Origin of the sequence: Daejeonella sp. (assembly GCF_046590655.1) — a bacterium.
Classification (GTDB): domain Bacteria; phylum Bacteroidota; class Bacteroidia; order Sphingobacteriales; family Sphingobacteriaceae; genus Daejeonella.
On sequence record NZ_JBKJUM010000168.1, the window covers coordinates 1 to 16,137 of the forward strand.

Sequence of the window (16,137 nt, forward strand, 5' to 3'; positions counted from 1 at the left end):
AACTGCCACGATCTATAATCTTGTGGCGGGGTCTGATGTAATGAGTACTAAGACCGTGCAAATTTCTGGCGGTAAACTTAGCATTGAAGTTACAGAGACACCCGTCTTCGTCCAGGCCAACTGAGTAAAACTTTTAAGGCGGATTTTAATGAACCTGCTTTTCAGCAGGTTCTTTTTTTTAATGGCACTTAATTTGATTAGTTGTTTTTATCTAATGAAATGCTATGAAAAATTCAAAACTAATTTTGATCTTGCTCTTGGGCGCGACTTATGTTTCTTGTAAAAAACCCGCGTCAACAGGACCTGATGTGCCGTTTCAGCAAGTGTCCTTCAAGGCAACTGAGTACAAATACCTTGGAAGTTATGGAACACTTGGTCAGCCCCTCGATTATAAGCTGGCGCCGGATACATTAAGTCCTATTTTATTTAAATTCATTGATTCTATACTGCCGGCAGGACAGGATGTTACCAAAGCTAACCCGGGACTTCTTTCCAGCAATTCTGATATTAGCATGTCCGAAAAATCAGACGTATTTGTCACATTCGTGTCTGAAGGCGCGAGTCAGCTTAATACACTTGCATTTTATACTTACCCAACTAATAATCCACCAAAGAAACCAGCGAATCTTCAAAATATAACCTATATGTTCCCAAATGCTTCATTGGAAGGATGGGCTGGCGGCGCATTGAGGCCAGGAGATAAAATCAAGATTGGAAATTTCGACAAAGGAACGTCCATTGGATTTGTTCTGATTGAGAAAGGATGGGATTCTGCTTCCGGAAAAGTAAATCCTAGTGGCAATCATTTTTGCTCAAATGAAGTGTTAAATCCGGAAACAGATCCCAACCTTAAAAAGCATACAGTATTGGTTAAATATCCTAAAGAGAACAAAATACTTATAGGATTTGAAGACATGATGAGGTCTGAACCTTCTTGTGATCATGATTTTAATGATATAATTATTTATGCTACTGTAAAATCAGCGCCTTAAGAAAATTAACATTGGACTTTCGAGTGCATTTTGCGTTGAGTAACAATAATTCCTTAAAAAGGTTTTAATAAATATAACTTTTTTCAATACTTTACGTAAGGGAACTTATGAAAGTATTGTTTGATTTATTGCCTAACGATTTACAGAAATGCATCAAAATTATCGCCGCTTTTCTGGTACTTATAAGCTATTCATGTAGCAAAAATCCCTTACCAGTTATTGACGTAAAGCTTCCGCAGGTCGCCACTCAAGATGCAGTGAAGATCGATGCAAAACTGATTGCCGTGGAAGTAAATTTTTTGTCGACACCCACCAACACGGCTTCTATAATCCCATATCTAAAATACAACAAAACTTCAGCGATCAACTTTGAGTTCGATGATAACCCTGCTTCCGTATATAGTTTGTTCAAATACTTGAATACCCAAATGTTCACGGATGGAACCGGCAGGGAAATTACTTTTAGATCTGCAATTGCAGTTAATAGTCGTGGCAATTATAATAACGGTGACCTTTGGGAAAATTACCAGGGGAATTTGTCAAAAACTGATGCACTGGAATTAGTATCAAATGGTTGGACCCTTGAAAATCATGGCTATTATCATTCTGTTTTAAACGCCACCGATAATTTTGGGTATGGTAAACCAGTCGCGGATAATATAAGTGAAAACACAAAGGCTGTGTTTGAAAAGACGGGCTTTAAAATGCGTACACTGGTTGTCCCATCAAATGATAAGGGATATTTATTACCGGCGTTTCAACAAGGCATAATTGCGACAACCTCTACAAATCATTTTGAGGGATTTCAATCCTTCCCGATGTACGGAGATTATGTTGATGTCACAAAATTGCCTCAGGGCAACCTTCACTTTCGCCGGGATTTCAATGATAAATGGGATGCATCGGGTATCAATTTGGTTAAAACAAAAATTATCACCCTGTTCAACAAAAGCAATATGAGTGAACGAATGCTTTATCGAATCGGCACGCATATTCCCGATTTAGACGCTTTTAAATCACTTTCTGCATATATTAAAGCAAATTCGAATGATAAATGCTGGGTTACCACCATGCAGGAAATGGTTGAATATTTTCAGATAAGGGAACAGATTGTAAAAAAAGAGATAATTTCTGAAGGAAAGTTATTGATCACTCTCGACATCTCAAATATTCATAAAGAAACTTTGTTCAAAGATTTCAGCCTCCTGGTAAATTCTGATACGCCCATACAGAGTATCAAAGTTCACAACGCCCGCTCCAGCAGCTTCAACTTAAATGGTTTAATAAATATAAGCTTCTGATTTTCACCGGAACGATAGTATTGAGTTCAGGAGCGCTTAGGCAAATACCTTTCTTAATCTGTTCATGAAGGCTATCGGTATTCCTCCTTCTTCATTTAAACGACGATCGGAAGTCCAAACCAAAGCTCTATTATTACTTATCCGTTTTAATTGTCCGAATCTTTCCCTTAACTTGAGCCCTAAATAGCCATCTTCATTAGACCCAATCGGATGGTCATAACCATTCACTAAAATGCCCTGTTCCTTTCTAAACCCAGAGCTACATCCATAAACATACATAGCTTCATCTTTTAACTTTTGAATGGTACGCTTATATAAGTCACCGAAGCTTTCATAGAAAAAATAAAATTTTCGCGAGGTATTATTTTCAGGAAAAAATGCAAATTTACCATACGTACAGGCTATTTTTTCCTGCCTCAAAGGTAAAGTCATCAGGTCAATCCAATAAGGCGAATAGATAGAATCAGCATCAGCATTTAGTATGTATTTACCCTTTGCAGCGTGCAATCCAGCCGTGCGCGCATGTTTAACACCTTGTCTTCCTTCAAATAAATATCTGGCTCCACTTTCTTTGATCAGCGCGCTGGTAGTATCAGAAGAATTATTATCGACCACTAAGATTTCTATTTTTTGTATACTCTTAGATTTGGATAAAGAGGATATAGTTCTCAGAATGGTTTCTTCCTCATTATAGGCGGGAATAACAACGCTCACATCCGGGTCATCAGATTGAATTTCTGTCATACCAGCGTAAATAGATGCGATATTATTTAGGAACCATTCAGGAGTATGCTGTTCATTCCTGACAAAATCGGGTAAAGTGAGAGGTCTCAAGTGTAATAGTTTATTAATTACGATTTAAGTATATTTTAGGGGAACGTTTGATCAATAGGATTGTTTAAGAAAAATGCTTAATTGTGTTATTTAGCAAATCTTAAAGAATTGTAAAGCAGAATTTTAAGTTCTTTAAAGCCTACAATATATATGTCGATGAAATGAAATTTTTCGTAATGTTTATTCAATGCAAAAAAACTTATGATTATGCCCGTTAAAACAGGAAATACAGTTGCAACGACTACTCCAAATACATTGCCGGTTATATAAATGCCTATGAAATCTGTTATGATCGTTACAATAAGCATGATAATTACTTTATAAAAATTGATTTTTGGCTGATGAATTACATCAAGTGTAAGTGCTAAAAACCTGTCGACCGGGTAAAGAATTGAAATCATCATGAAAATCCTTAGAATGTCAGGAGCAGCACTGGTTACATATTTTTCGCCGCCAAGAATAAGGATAATATAATCTGCGAAAACAAATGTTAATAGGACAAATGGGACCAGCATAATCGTGATCATGCCGATATATTTTTTCATTACCACTAAGACTTCATGCTTCAATCCTTTGTTGTAGTAGGCTGACAGGGTAGGCATTGCAGTAGCAATAAAACTTCTCAATGGGATTTCAACTACTTGTATCAATTTTCCACCGGTATCATAAATTGCTAATGCTGCAGGACCAAGTATGAAGGTTATTATGAATTTATCGGCCGTTCCAAATAAGCTGGCACTTAAAGCCGTGCCAACACTGAATTTTCCAAAATGATATATATCCAAGAGCCCTTTTTTGGATACGAATTTAATTTTCCCCAATAAAGTCCAACCGTTGATGATACCCATGAGACTGGAAAATAGATTAGAGATGATGTACGAATAAATTACTGTGTTAACATTGATGTTATCATATGCAATAAAAATAAATAAGAGAATTACGAATGATCCCTGATTATAAATCCGGAGAATTAGGAGCTGGTCAAAGCGCTGTTTTGCCTGCAGGATACTGCCTGCCACGAAAAAGGGCAGTGAGGAAATGTAAGCGATTCCGAACCAGTTGAAAAAAAGAGACACTCCCTCATTCTTAATGTAATTTCCAATAAAATAAGCGGGGATGTTCATCAATGCAAAAAATCCCGTTATTGCTATTGCTATTATCCAGGTTGAACCAACAATTTCATCTTCACGCTCTTTTTCGGCACCAGAAAAAAACTTAATAAAAGCAACTGTTAAAAAGCCGGATCTGATAGTATCAAGAAGCAGGAAGCTGGTAAAAAACAATATCCAGATACCCATGTCATGTATACTTAGAGCTCTCAGGAGAATTATAGACGTAACCATTCCTACGCCCGACATGATCCCATTTCCAGCTAGAGAAAGGATATATTTATTGTTTAGCCTTGTTAAAATTGAACTCAATTTTATGCTCATATTGATTATAATCCCATCAAATAAAATTCCTTTTACTATACGTTCTTATTCTTTAAATGCAAATTATGATTCGAACTAATGTGAATAATTATACTTTTAGGCAATCCTGCTTTTCTCATCGATTAGATCAAGGATATCTTTGTCTACATTCACATCAAATTTTCTTGCAAAGAATTTATTAGTGTTAACCAGATCATTCAGATCTATTTTAGCAAACACCTTTGGATGTGCATCCCCGGATGACCAGTCGATATGTCTTAGATTATCATTAATTACTTTGTCCTTAAACGGTGAGTTCATGATAATTGTAGTAATCAGAAACTCATCGGCACCCCAGGTAAATTTCATAAAGCTTTTGAGCTTCGAGTTATCTTTAATAAAGTCTACAAGGTATCGAGCGGCATCCGCGCTCAGTATCCACCACGACGAGTTAGTGCTGCCGTACAATGTAAGATCTAATGGAAATTTACGATGCGGCATTAATTTATTGGTAACTTTTTGGAAAAGATAACTTCCCATTAGTTTAAAATCTGTAAAATGATAAAATTTATAACGGCTAACTGCATGTTCCCACCAGCTGTGATCTACACGTTCATAAGCCAGGAACGACATATTTAAATTCTCCCCCAGGTATTTATAGAGTTCTTCAACCGTTCTTAAGGGATAATCCTGACCGCTCATCAAATTAACGAATTGGTATGTTCTCCCCGAAGAGAGAACCTCTGTCATTGCGTTTAAAATAGCTTTTACAAAACTGAAGCCTCCCCAATTACACTCTATTCTATTTTTTATAAAGAAGACATTATTATGTCCGGCGATATGATTGAAATCCCTGATATCGCTTTTCTTATCGAGATGAATGTATAGATCAAACATTTTATGCTGCATCGCAACTACCAATCGCTCAAGTTGGTATGGACTTTTATGAGCCATTATGATGTGCGCTATTCTCATAAAATAGCAGCCTCAAATGTAACAAAGAAATGTAAATGGACACCGGGAATTGAGAAAGAAACAAATTGCGAAGGGTGGTTTTTTAACATAAGTAACCGGTTTCAGTATTGGTAAACATTAGAACGCAATTTTAGTTTGTAAAGAAAGTTCTCTGCACATTGCCTCATACAGATGCGATGTCTCAAAAGAGAATTAATGATATTTGCTATATAATCCAGGGATAATGCTAGGCGGCGTTGTCCGGTATGAAAAAGAAGTTAGTGACTGATTGTTCCCTATAGTCGACCAACTTCTTTTTCTCATATATTTTCACTTTGTACCCTAGTTTTTTTAGAAAGTCAATTGTAAGATATTTTTTCTCGTTGTCCCAGAGCTCACAATAAATTACAGGTTTATGTTCTCTCAGAATCTGTTCCCCACCTTTTAGAACATGATATTCGAAATTTTCAACATCAATCTTTATTGCGGTTATTTTTTTAGCTGACTTGAATTCTTCAAGATCATCCAACTTGTAAACGGGTACATCATAGAAGCTGCCTTTTTCACTGGGCTGATTAAGACTATCGTCCAGCACATGACTTAATCCCTGCATCTTTACATTATCTATAATGGGCATCACCATTTTCAGCTGGCCATTTTCATCTCCAAGCGCAGCTTCATAAATAGTGACATTCCTTAATTTATAATGATCAACAACCCGTTTCAGGGTCTTAATATTTTCCGGAATAGGTTCAAAGGCGAATATTTTTGCGTTCCGGGACTTTTTTGCTAAAAGTGCAGTCATTATACCGATGTTAGCTCCAATATCTAATATGATTCCATTATCTTCTATCATGTCATTGAAAAAATGAAACTCCTCCTCATATTTTACCCTATTAATGGCGAGCAGAGAAAAAATATATAAGTACGTGTTAAACCCGAGTGTTCGTTGTAAAAACAGCTTCAGTGTACTTTTTAATTTGTTAATTAAGTTCATTCGCTAGAGATTAATTTAGGTGTATTCAATGTGTTCGCAATTATGTTAGCTTGGTATCTGAGAAATGCTTTGTAGCAACTGACAACTGATTAGCTTTTTTTGATTTAAACAATGCTGCCAGCTGATAGAATACAAACTTCGGGGCGTTTAAAAGTGATCGGTAAATAACTTTATCTGCATTAAAATAATCGAAAGCAATAAAAAACATTGCGAAGAATATCACCAGAGATAATAACCACATTATTGCCATGTAAGGGAATAATACGAGATCAACAGCCAAGCATATAAATGAAATTATAAGGAGAATGAAGAGGGGAGGCCTCATTAGCATGACCCCAAATATAAACTTGTTCCAGTCCAGCTTTTTAATTCCTAATCCAGTCATTTTCAGTCCCAGATCAAAGTATTTAAACCAGGTGTTTATCCATCGCGCACGCTGCTTCACCAGTTGTTCCGGACGGGAAGTTTTTTCATCATAGACAATAGCTTGTTCTGCAAATGCTATTCTATGATTTCTGTTTAGAATTTCATATTGTAAGACCTTGTCAAATCCGGCGCCCTCAATATTTGAACTCTCAAGGCACTCTTTGTAAAGACTTGTTGTAAATGCCATGCCAGATCCTGATAAAGTGGCGGATGAGCCAATCTCAAATAGTATTTTATTATCAATCAGCCGATAATACATATCGCGGGCAGCATCGAGGCATGCATAATGAGTATTGAGGTTTTTAGCCTCTCTAACACCCTGAACTGCCTCATAGCCATGATCAAATAATTCGTCGAGCATATTTAGGTACTCAGGATGTACTAAATTATCACTATCGATGATAGTTACTCTATCATGCGGACGTTTGAAACGATCAATCGCATAAAAGTGTGATTTTATATTGCTGGATAGAGTTGATTCAGGCCTTAACAGAATTACTTTGGGATCAGTAAATTTCAGGGTAGAAATATCGCAATTGTCTGCAACAACATATATCAGGTAGCTTTCATAGTTCAGTTTTAGAATAGAGTCTATCACCGAAGGCAACAAGTCTGTCTGTTCATATGCAGTTACGATAATTGCGTAATCTGCTTTAGCCGATATTTGTTCAGGGTGCTGTTGTCGCCGTATGAAAGAACGTACAACATACAATATCATAGGAAGCACGAGATGGTAACCAATAAAAATTTGCAGGAGAATCCACACTGATTTAATCAAAGTCATAATTATATTCTAAGTGAGTGCTGTGAACACTATCCAGGATTTTATAAATTTCCAGAACACAATTTTCCCAGGTATGCATTTTCGCGAATTCCCGGCGTTTTAATGAATTAGCATCGTCATCCTCATCTAATGCTGTTTGGATATGCTGCACGTATTCGCCGGCATTTGCTGCCAGGTGAACATGATCTTTGAAAATATCCATTGCCCGTGTTTTTGTAGCTACTACTGGCTTGCCCACAGCAAGGTATTCGTCAATCTTTCGGGGGTAGTTGCCAATCGTAACTTCGTTTACCAACTGCGGATTTATACAAACATCAAAGGCTTGAATGTAAGCGGGTAATTCTGCTACAGGTTTTAAACCCGTAAAAATGACATTATCAAATTGGTGAAGAACACTATTTTTAAAAGCATCATCCTCCGGTCCAACTAATACTATGGTCCAGTACGGCCGCGCTGTCGCTATGCTTGCAAGCAGCTCAATATCAAGCCGAATTGACTGTAAAGCTCCAACATATCCGATTAGTGGCCGCCTGAGGCCAATTAGTTCAGCAGGAGTATCCTTTATTTCCTCAAACATTTCCAGATCGCACCCCTGGCCGATGTAGAATGAGTTTGGATTATATTTCTTGCAATAATCCGTCAAGAACGGGGAATTTGCCATGCATATATCATTCTTTGAAATGAGCAACGGCTCCAAACGCTCTCCATTTTTCTTCCAGTAATTTACTGCAAGCATATAATCTCTGGAGTAATAGATACTTAATATTGGCTTTAAAAGCTCATTTAAGTAGAACCCTTTAAATATTTCACTATCATTAAATAAAATATAATCTTTAAATTTTATTTCAGCCAAAGCTCTACTAATCGCAGCTGCGAATTTCTTGTTATTAGTTCGGTTAATACTGTCAAAGATGTAATCTATATTAATCCAATTAATTGATTCTACCATGCAATCGGGGTAGAGATTCCATAGATTGTCGTTTATTCGGATCAATCCATTTCTTTTCCCATTCAATACCTCGACCCTTGTTTGAACCTTTTCGTCATTCCTGTGTCTCAACAATGTTGCGCGGTCCAAAGGCGAATTGACATATAGCACCCTGTGATTTTTACTCATTTCCAAAGCAATATCCTTGCAATTGCTCCCAATTTCAGTATCCCATGGCTGCTGACCAACGATAACTATATCTCTGCAGATCCTTCTCCTAAGCATTTGGTTGATTCTGTTGATTTTGGTGTTCCCAAATCTTATTTAAACTATTATATCTTTTAATAACCCTAGCCGGATTTCCTACGGCTACACTGTAAGCCGGAACGTTTTTAGTGACAATACTTCCTGCTCCAATAACGCAGTGTTTGCCCAGGGTCACTCCTGCAGTTATTACACTGTTCGCTCCAATCCAAACGTTATCTGAAATTATAATAGGATTACATGTTACATCCTGCTCGGAAGGTGGAAGGTTTACATCTTCATAACCGTGATTCAGACCCGATATAACAATATTTTGCGCAATCATCACATTGTTACCTATTGATACCGGGCCGATAATGACAGATCCGATTCCGACAATCGTTTTGTCTCCAATGGTCACGTCTCCAACTGCGTTATTTATGGTCGTAAAATCCTCAATGATGGCGAACTCACCAATTGAGAAATTATTATATGGAAATAAATCCGTTCGAGTATTGTTTCTTATTACAGAACCTTTGCCTCTTTTATGTTTAAGTGGATTTAACACCCATTTTACCCATACCCTTGGCCGGTATTCATTCTTAGGAGCAAGCATTCTCAGGGCAATCCGCTTTAAAAAGGGATTTGCTTTTATTCTTGACTTTATAGAAATTTGGTCGCTCGTTTGCACTGTGGTCATGGATTATTTTAAACCCTTAATTATTATATAAACAATAATTAAATGTTTAGTTTCTTATGAATTTTCTTTCCGCTTAGAAAACCGATGATCAGGGAAATAATTCCAGGTATTAAAAAGTATTCGAATGGCATTTTATATTGGTTTGCGTTTCATTAATATTAAAATTTATTTTAGGGAGATGGGAGCTTGAAGGGTGACTTTAGGTTCCAGAAAACTCCCCTCCATAGAGCACTACAATGTTTCCACTCGCCGTTTAGAGCGTGTGTGACCGATCTTTTTGGAATTGCAAGCGCCAGGAACACAAAATAACTTGACCATTTCTGAAAGCCGATAAAGTTCCTCCTGATAAATAGCAATCGGTTACGGTTTATGTAGTAGGTTTTTAATAATGAGGATTTGCCTACAGATATAGACTCCTTATGGTATATCATAGATTCACCTACATAATGACAACTATATCCCTGTCGTTTGATCATTTCACACCAATCCAGTTCTTCATAATACAAGAAATAGATTTCCGGCATCAATCCGACGTCGTCAATAACGGCTTTAGGTACCATCATCGCAGCACCGTGAGCTAGATCCGTTTTGGAGGTGACATCAAACTGTCCTCTATCTTTCTCCATACTTCCAATACCTTTATTTCGGCCTGTCCATGGGTTAATTTCCGTGGATCCGGCATACTGAATAGTATCGTCGGAATTGTAAAATATTATTTTTGGAGATACGACTCCAGCAGACTTATCATTTTCAAAAAGACCCACTAACGGTTCAATACAATCCCTTGTTACTTCGGTATCATTGTTTAAAAAGAACAAGTATTTACCAGATGCCTCCCGGATTGCGAGATTATTTCCACCTGCGAAGCCAAGATTTTTTTTCGATTTAATTAACCTTATCTCCGGGTATTTGTCTTTGATTATTTGCGGATCGAATTTAGGAGACCCGTTGTCCACCACAAGGATTTCTATGTTCTCGTAACTAAGAGCTCGTAAAGAAGCAAGCATTTCACAGGTTACCTCTGGCTGGTCATAATTAACCGTAATGATGGAAACTAATGGACTATTCTCCATGACGATCAGATTTTGTGAGTTCGCGATCTAACCTTGGTCCCATGAAGATGAAAGCCCATGATATGCTGATAATCATACTTGAAGGCATATCATTCATAATCTCATTTCCATAACTGGCAAAAAATATTCCCGCAGCTCCAGAGCTGAGTGCAATTAACTTATAGCGCAAACCTTTATCCTTAATATTCCAGATTATGCCGAACCCTTTGCCCAGGATATACATCATAATAGAAAACCAAATAACCAGGCCCACAACTCCATACATCACCCACACCTTAACCCAGTAGCTATCGGGTGGTACCTTGGAAAGAAATTTATCGGCATTATATTTTGCTCCCCAAAAACCTGTCACACCGAGACCTCCACCAAAAGGCCTGGTTTTTAAATAATCTTTTAAAATTTCCTGGTTTATAAATCGGGTGTTTAGTGATGCATCTTCAGGGTCCAGAGCAGTTCTTAAACGATAAATTTCATAATTTCCGTTACCTACTGTTGTAAATTTTAGCACGCTAACTCCAGCAGTGAGCACGATTGCGCCAATAATTAAAATTTTATAGTTCTTGCTTAGAAAGATAGCTGTTATGCCGCCAACAATTAGCGCAAATAGCGCACCCCTGGTTCCTGATACGAGCATCCCGTAAAGCAAAAGCGCAGATAACATAAAGAGCGATAATTTTTTCCACCATTTAAAAGGACCTAAGGCGAGTATAAAAGCTATCAGCCCAATGTGAGCCTGTGAAACGCCAAATTGGCTGGCATTACTAAAGAATGAAAATACACGCAGTCTACCCCAAATGAGATGGGTGCCGGCGCCTCCGTTGTCTAAGAAGTTTTGCTCTCCGGGAGTTAGACCAATCCAACTCTGCCGTAATCCATAAACTAAAGCTATAAATGAAAATATCAGGACAAGTTTCAGAAAAAAGTTTAGGTACTTATTCGTGTTAAAAAATAAAAATGCCAGGGGAATGAATAACAGGGGATATAAGGCTGAAGTCCTGATCTCTTGAAGCCATCCCATTACGCTGGCACCTGCGGGATTGCCAAGTTCCAATACACTGATTATAAACCAGATCAAGGTTAAATACACCAGATCGTTTTTTAGAAGACTCCATTCATAGCGCCTAAACTGGACCCATGCAGCCACCCAAGTAAGAAACAGAAGGATTTCAATGCCTGCTCCAAAGGGTAAACCGTCTATCTCCCGCACAAGGATAAAGAATGCAAAACAGTAAGAAATTGTGGCGATAAAGCCTGCCATGGGGTTCTTAAATATCCCGACAATCAATGCGGCGATTACAGCTATGATAATTATGGATATAGGTACTATTGAGCCAAACTCCGCTGTGGCGAAGCCTAATAATAGGACAAAAACAAGCCCTAAAAGCAAAAGAATGCCTTTTTGTAATATTTCTGGCAAGGAAATTAAATAATGCCTCATAAAAACAGATTTGATAATTGTTTAATCAGTCTTAAGAACTAAGAGATGAAACTTAATTACTTAAACACTCATTTCATTAAGCATACTTTGGCGATAATAGGGGAGTATTATTGCTTAATTCGCGCACTTTAACCTTATTGAGTACCCATCCCATAAAGCCATCCTGGTTTTTCATAAAGGAGACAAAATCTTTATCTTCCTCCGAAAGCGTTTTGCCCGCTTCGAATACTGCCACATTTTTATCTGTGAATAGTAACCATTCTTTAGCCTTGTTGCTGTTACCCATACTGTTTATATCAATTATGATAATATCAAACTGATCTTTAAGCACCTCGAAACTAGCTTTAAGGCTTTTCTCGTTTTGAACTTCAAACAGAGAACCGTTAGTAGACCTGGTATTAAGTACAGTGATATAGTCCTCCCGTTCTATTTCTCTTTTGACCAGGAAATTTTCAAAAAACTGTGCAGGAAGTTCTTTTTTGCCAATTTCTGGCTTCTCAAAATCACTGCTGATTAACAAAACTTTCTTGTCTGTCATAGCAAATGCATATGCTAGACCAATTGATAGAAAAGTCTTCCCCTCACCTGATTTCATACTAGTAATACCTACAACATTTTGATCTGGTGACAACTGATGATCAATTTCGAACCTCAAAGACCTTAGAAGATCTTTATAAACTGAAAAATTAGGCTCATCAGTATTATTCCAGATCTTTTGTAGGTCCATTCCCGGCTCCTTGACCAAAGTCAAACTTCCTAACACAGGACTCTGAGTTGCAAGAGATAATTCTTTTGAAGTATTGATGGACCTATCAAACAGATAAATGAACAATATTCCGGCTAGTAAGAGAAATAAAATTGCTACCCCAGACAAGGATGTATATAGCAGGCGTTTGGATGTTAAAGGTAAACCAGGTAGTCCTAATTGTGCTATTTGTAAACGTAAGCCTACACTTTTCTCGATATTGCCTTGATTAAACCGTTCGAGTACTTCCAGATATTCTTTGGTTGCTACCTCTGCATCACGCTCATATCCTTGAATCCCTGCATCAAATGGTACTAATGCGTTGTATTTACCCTTAAGTTGTGCCAATTCTCTGTCGATTGACCGGATGCTGTTTCTGGCTAGATCCAGGGAAACTTCCATAGATCTTTTTTGTTCTTGAAGATTATCCTTTGCATTTTGCGGATTAGACAAATACCGATCTGATGTTCTTGAAACCTGTGCTGAAAGTAAATTTTGTAGAGAGTCAATTCTGCGTTTGTAAACCGGACTAAAATTTTCATCTACATAACGCTCATTTGCAATTTGAAGTTGATTCCTAAGATTTATAATATCATTGTTGTCTTTAACAACACTTCCTCCAGCATAATTGCTGCTTGAGCTATTTAACTTGCTATTAATGCTGGCTATGGCACCCTGATTGGACTGGATATCTCTAATAGCTTGTGCTTTACGTTCTTCATACGCTGAAATTTGTGCATAAAGTATATCTGATTGCGTTCCAAGATTTAACACTCCATTCTCCATCTTGTAATCTTTCAGTTCTGAATTCTTAGAATTCATCAGCTTTTCCTTATTCTGTAATAATGAATCAAGTAAGGCAATTGACTTCGCCTGGTTGCTATTGGTAGTTTGCTCATACGTGTTAATAAATTGACTTGACAAAGTATTAACAGCAAATGCCGACAAAAGAGGATCGGTAGAGATATATTCTACTGTAATAAAATCACTGCTTTCATTTCGCGTGACTTCCAGTTTTTTTCGGATACTTTTCTCATCGTAACCCATAGAAGCCAGGATATCGAAGTATTTAATTTTTCCGTTATCAGCAACAGTTATCGACGATTTATCATATAATTTTGATGTGAAGAACGCGATAGCTTCTTCCTTTTGTGCAGGACTCAGACTTTTTACTTCATCACTTAACTTTACAAAAGCGTTTTGAGGCGACTTTAGATCATGAAGTATTAAATGGTAAGACAATATATCGATCATCTTTTTCATCTTCATCATCTGAATGATGCTAGAAAACTGCTGATTTATCCGGAAATAATCCATGTTCTGATCAGAAGTCATCTGTTGTGACTGATCAGCGAGGCCAGTCGAAAGTTGAGCTTCTGATTTATATTCTTCCGGTAAATCTTTGACAAGTAAATAAGTTACCCCCAGCGTCAAGATTGGAAGTAAAATGATTAACCATAAGTAGCGCTTTAAAAGCTTGAATAATTTTTTGGTTTCCATCGTTATTAATTTACTGATTCTAATTTCCTGCCTATTATTTCTTCCAATGCGTCCTTAGACTTCAGAAAGTCTATTTCAGACTGTATTCTACTCGAATCAGCACCTGTTGCGCTGATTCTTGACGAATTGTAGGCCTGAAGTGTGATTTCGCCTTTCTCAAATTTGTAACGCAAGTCGTCAGCTACTGTTTTATTATCCTGGGCAGCCTGAGTTCTCAATTTTAACTCATTAAGCTGAAGGATGTATGCATAATATCTGCTCTTTACTTCATTAGTTAAGATTACATCATATTCCTGTTGTTCAAGTTGTGCAATCTTAAGCTCAGACTTTGCTTTCTTTATTAGGAAGGGCTTTTGCAGAAAGTTTCCCAAACTCATGTTAACGCCGAACTGAAAGCCGTTTACAACGTATGGATTCAATTGATTAATGGCAATTGCATTATCTGGACGGTAGATGTATGACGCATTGAAAATGTCTAAAAGGGACACTTTAGCTGCAGGTACATCAGCTGCAACAACTTCGGTGTTCAAAGCCATGATCTGTCTCCTCGGATAATTTTCTTTAGCCGACTGGATATATTTTTCCAGCTGGTTATAATTAATTTGAGAGACGATGGATTGCTGTCCGTAAGTCGCGGTTATGCCTGCTATAATCATGAGGCAAAGAAGGCCGGTGGTTTTCATTATTTTAATAATATTATAGTGGAGAGATGAATCGTTAATTTAATGGTGTATCCTTAGGATATTACACTTTCTCTTTTTGTATAAGCGCAGGGAAAGTTTGAAGAATAATTTTTACATCCATTGCAAGAGAGAAATTCGCTGCGTAATAGTTATCCAGCTCTTTTCTTTCTATTTCAGACATATCTTTCTTTCCTCTTTTGGTAACCTGCCATAAGCCAGTTAGACCTGCTGGGCCTAAAAATCTGGTTGACCATTCATTAGTAGTCAATAGTTCTGCCTCATATAATGGCAATGGGCGATTTCCTACCAAACACATTTCGCCTTTAAGGACATTCAATAGTTGAGGCAGTTCGTCGATACTGGTATTTCTAAGGAAATTTCCAAGCTTAGTAACCCTCGGATCATTTTTCAACTTAAAGAATGCTGAATTTCCGTACTGATTATTTTGAATAAGTGTACTAACTTCTTTGTCAGCATCCGTTCTCATAGTTCTGAATTTGTAGAAGTCAAATATTCTGTAGCCGGTTCCTACACGTTTACTTGTATAGAAAACACTGCCTTTAGAATCCAGTTTGATCAAAATTGCTACTATGATTAAAATAGGACTTAAAAATATTAAAGCACTTGCCGAAATCAGAATGTCAATTGCCCGTTTAAGAAGAGGAATCTTGTAATCTTTTTCAAGTAATGCCGGAGCGTTACTGATTTTGGATTTTAAAATTGCAAACGTATTTAAGAAAGTTATTCTTTCCTTTAGATCTTCATATGGAATCGGATTGACGTAGCAATCGTTTATACCCAGTTCTAATGCTGTTTTAATAATCTGAGGATCATTTTCAGAAAGAATAAAAATAATTGCCAGGTTACGTGTATACCAGTTGTTTTTAATCGATTTTGCTGCGTGTACTGTACTTTGTAAGCTTTCAGCATTAACTTCAATCAATATTGTAGAGTTAAGCTCCGACAAGGAAAAGTTTTCAGCAATAGTAGTTAAATCCGCAAGCTGATTTGCGCGTCTCAAACGGAATTCCGGGCTTTTAAAGGCCGCTAAAAAAGAATCTTCGTTCTCATTTATGAAATAGAGTATGTTAATATTATTATTCATGGCAGTGGATAAAAAAAGTGGT

14 protein-coding genes are annotated in these 16,137 nt (G+C 37.2%); 2 read left to right on the top strand and 12 right to left on the bottom strand.

Annotation, left to right across the window (positions count from 1 at the left end; genetic code table 11):
• Positions 1 to 224: 224 nt before the first annotated feature.
• Positions 225 to 992 carry a DUF4114 domain-containing protein gene (locus tag ACLL8Z_RS14905; protein WP_411275589.1) on the top strand — a complete coding sequence of 256 codons (768 nt, stop codon included), beginning with the start codon at positions 225 to 227 and terminating at the stop codon, positions 990 to 992.
• A 107-nt stretch (positions 993 to 1,099) separates the two neighbouring features.
• Positions 1,100 to 2,293, top strand: coding sequence for a hypothetical protein (locus tag ACLL8Z_RS14910; RefSeq protein ID WP_411275590.1), 1,194 nt, complete (start codon positions 1,100 to 1,102; stop codon positions 2,291 to 2,293).
• Between the two features lie 36 nt (positions 2,294 to 2,329).
• On the opposite strand, the gene ACLL8Z_RS14915 is transcribed toward ACLL8Z_RS14910, so the two are convergent.
• The 12 genes from ACLL8Z_RS14915 to ACLL8Z_RS14970 all read right to left on the bottom strand — a co-directional run bounded on the left by ACLL8Z_RS14915 (position 2,330) and on the right by ACLL8Z_RS14970 (position 16,115).
• On the bottom strand, positions 2,330 to 3,127 hold the full coding sequence (locus ACLL8Z_RS14915; protein ID WP_411275591.1) for a glycosyltransferase: 798 nt from the start codon (positions 3,125 to 3,127) through the stop codon (positions 2,330 to 2,332).
• 86 nt (positions 3,128 to 3,213) lie between these two features.
• On the bottom strand, positions 3,214 to 4,560 hold the full coding sequence (locus tag ACLL8Z_RS14920) for an oligosaccharide flippase family protein (protein ID WP_411275592.1): 1,347 nt from the start codon (positions 4,558 to 4,560) through the stop codon (positions 3,214 to 3,216).
• Positions 4,561 to 4,656: 96 nt separating this feature from the next.
• On the bottom strand, positions 4,657 to 5,514 hold the full coding sequence (locus ACLL8Z_RS14925) for a beta-1,6-N-acetylglucosaminyltransferase (protein ID WP_411275593.1): 858 nt from the start codon (positions 5,512 to 5,514) through the stop codon (positions 4,657 to 4,659).
• A 226-nt stretch (positions 5,515 to 5,740) separates the two neighbouring features.
• Positions 5,741 to 6,490 carry an FkbM family methyltransferase gene (locus ACLL8Z_RS14930; protein WP_411275594.1) on the bottom strand — a complete coding sequence of 250 codons (750 nt, stop codon included), beginning with the start codon at positions 6,488 to 6,490 and terminating at the stop codon, positions 5,741 to 5,743.
• Between the two features lie 40 nt (positions 6,491 to 6,530).
• Complete coding sequence (locus ACLL8Z_RS14935; RefSeq protein ID WP_411275595.1) at positions 6,531 to 7,700, bottom strand: glycosyltransferase family 2 protein; 1,170 nt, start codon at positions 7,698 to 7,700, stop codon at positions 6,531 to 6,533.
• Positions 7,687 to 8,913: a glycosyltransferase gene (locus ACLL8Z_RS14940; protein WP_411275596.1), complete on the bottom strand. Its 1,227-nt coding sequence runs from the start codon at positions 8,911 to 8,913 to the stop codon at positions 7,687 to 7,689. Before ACLL8Z_RS14940 ends, ACLL8Z_RS14935 begins: the two co-directional genes overlap by 14 nt.
• On the bottom strand, positions 8,906 to 9,571 hold the full coding sequence (locus ACLL8Z_RS14945) for an acyltransferase (protein ID WP_411275597.1): 666 nt from the start codon (positions 9,569 to 9,571) through the stop codon (positions 8,906 to 8,908). Before ACLL8Z_RS14945 ends, ACLL8Z_RS14940 begins: the two co-directional genes overlap by 8 nt.
• A 170-nt stretch (positions 9,572 to 9,741) precedes the next feature.
• Complete coding sequence (locus tag ACLL8Z_RS14950) at positions 9,742 to 10,644, bottom strand: glycosyltransferase family 2 protein (RefSeq protein ID WP_411275598.1); 903 nt, start codon at positions 10,642 to 10,644, stop codon at positions 9,742 to 9,744.
• Complete coding sequence (locus ACLL8Z_RS14955) at positions 10,634 to 12,082, bottom strand: O-antigen ligase family protein (protein ID WP_411275599.1); 1,449 nt, start codon at positions 12,080 to 12,082, stop codon at positions 10,634 to 10,636. Before ACLL8Z_RS14955 ends, ACLL8Z_RS14950 begins: the two co-directional genes overlap by 11 nt.
• 76 nt (positions 12,083 to 12,158) lie before the next feature.
• Positions 12,159 to 14,327: an exopolysaccharide transport family protein gene (locus ACLL8Z_RS14960; protein WP_411275600.1), complete on the bottom strand. Its 2,169-nt coding sequence runs from the start codon at positions 14,325 to 14,327 to the stop codon at positions 12,159 to 12,161.
• A gap of 5 nt (positions 14,328 to 14,332) precedes the next feature.
• Positions 14,333 to 15,010: a TolC family protein gene (locus ACLL8Z_RS14965; protein ID WP_411275601.1), complete on the bottom strand. Its 678-nt coding sequence runs from the start codon at positions 15,008 to 15,010 to the stop codon at positions 14,333 to 14,335.
• A 61-nt stretch (positions 15,011 to 15,071) separates the two neighbouring features.
• The gene (locus ACLL8Z_RS14970; protein WP_411275602.1) at positions 15,072 to 16,115 is read right to left on the bottom strand and encodes a sugar transferase; all 1,044 of its coding nucleotides are present in this window, start codon (positions 16,113 to 16,115) and stop codon (positions 15,072 to 15,074) included.
• Positions 16,116 to 16,137 lie beyond the last annotated feature (22 nt).

Coding starts and splice junctions, on each gene's coding strand:
- ACLL8Z_RS14905 (WP_411275589.1), top strand. CDS start 225: ATGAAAAATTCAAAACTAATTTTGATCTTGCTCTTGGGCGCGACTTAT.
- ACLL8Z_RS14910 (WP_411275590.1), top strand. CDS start 1,100: ATGAAAGTATTGTTTGATTTATTGCCTAACGATTTACAGAAATGCATC.
- ACLL8Z_RS14920 (WP_411275592.1), bottom strand. CDS start 4,560: ATGAGCATAAAATTGAGTTCAATTTTAACAAGGCTAAACAATAAATAT.
- ACLL8Z_RS14925 (WP_411275593.1), bottom strand. CDS start 5,514: ATGAGAATAGCGCACATCATAATGGCTCATAAAAGTCCATACCAACTT.
- ACLL8Z_RS14930 (WP_411275594.1), bottom strand. CDS start 6,490: ATGAACTTAATTAACAAATTAAAAAGTACACTGAAGCTGTTTTTACAA.
- ACLL8Z_RS14935 (WP_411275595.1), bottom strand. CDS start 7,700: ATGACTTTGATTAAATCAGTGTGGATTCTCCTGCAAATTTTTATTGGT.
- ACLL8Z_RS14940 (WP_411275596.1), bottom strand. CDS start 8,913: ATGCTTAGGAGAAGGATCTGCAGAGATATAGTTATCGTTGGTCAGCAG.
- ACLL8Z_RS14945 (WP_411275597.1), bottom strand. CDS start 9,571: ATGACCACAGTGCAAACGAGCGACCAAATTTCTATAAAGTCAAGAATA.
- ACLL8Z_RS14950 (WP_411275598.1), bottom strand. CDS start 10,644: ATGGAGAATAGTCCATTAGTTTCCATCATTACGGTTAATTATGACCAG.
- ACLL8Z_RS14955 (WP_411275599.1), bottom strand. CDS start 12,082: ATGAGGCATTATTTAATTTCCTTGCCAGAAATATTACAAAAAGGCATT.
- ACLL8Z_RS14960 (WP_411275600.1), bottom strand. CDS start 14,327: ATGGAAACCAAAAAATTATTCAAGCTTTTAAAGCGCTACTTATGGTTA.
- ACLL8Z_RS14965 (WP_411275601.1), bottom strand. CDS start 15,010: ATGAAAACCACCGGCCTTCTTTGCCTCATGATTATAGCAGGCATAACC.
- ACLL8Z_RS14970 (WP_411275602.1), bottom strand. CDS start 16,115: ATGAATAATAATATTAACATACTCTATTTCATAAATGAGAACGAAGAT.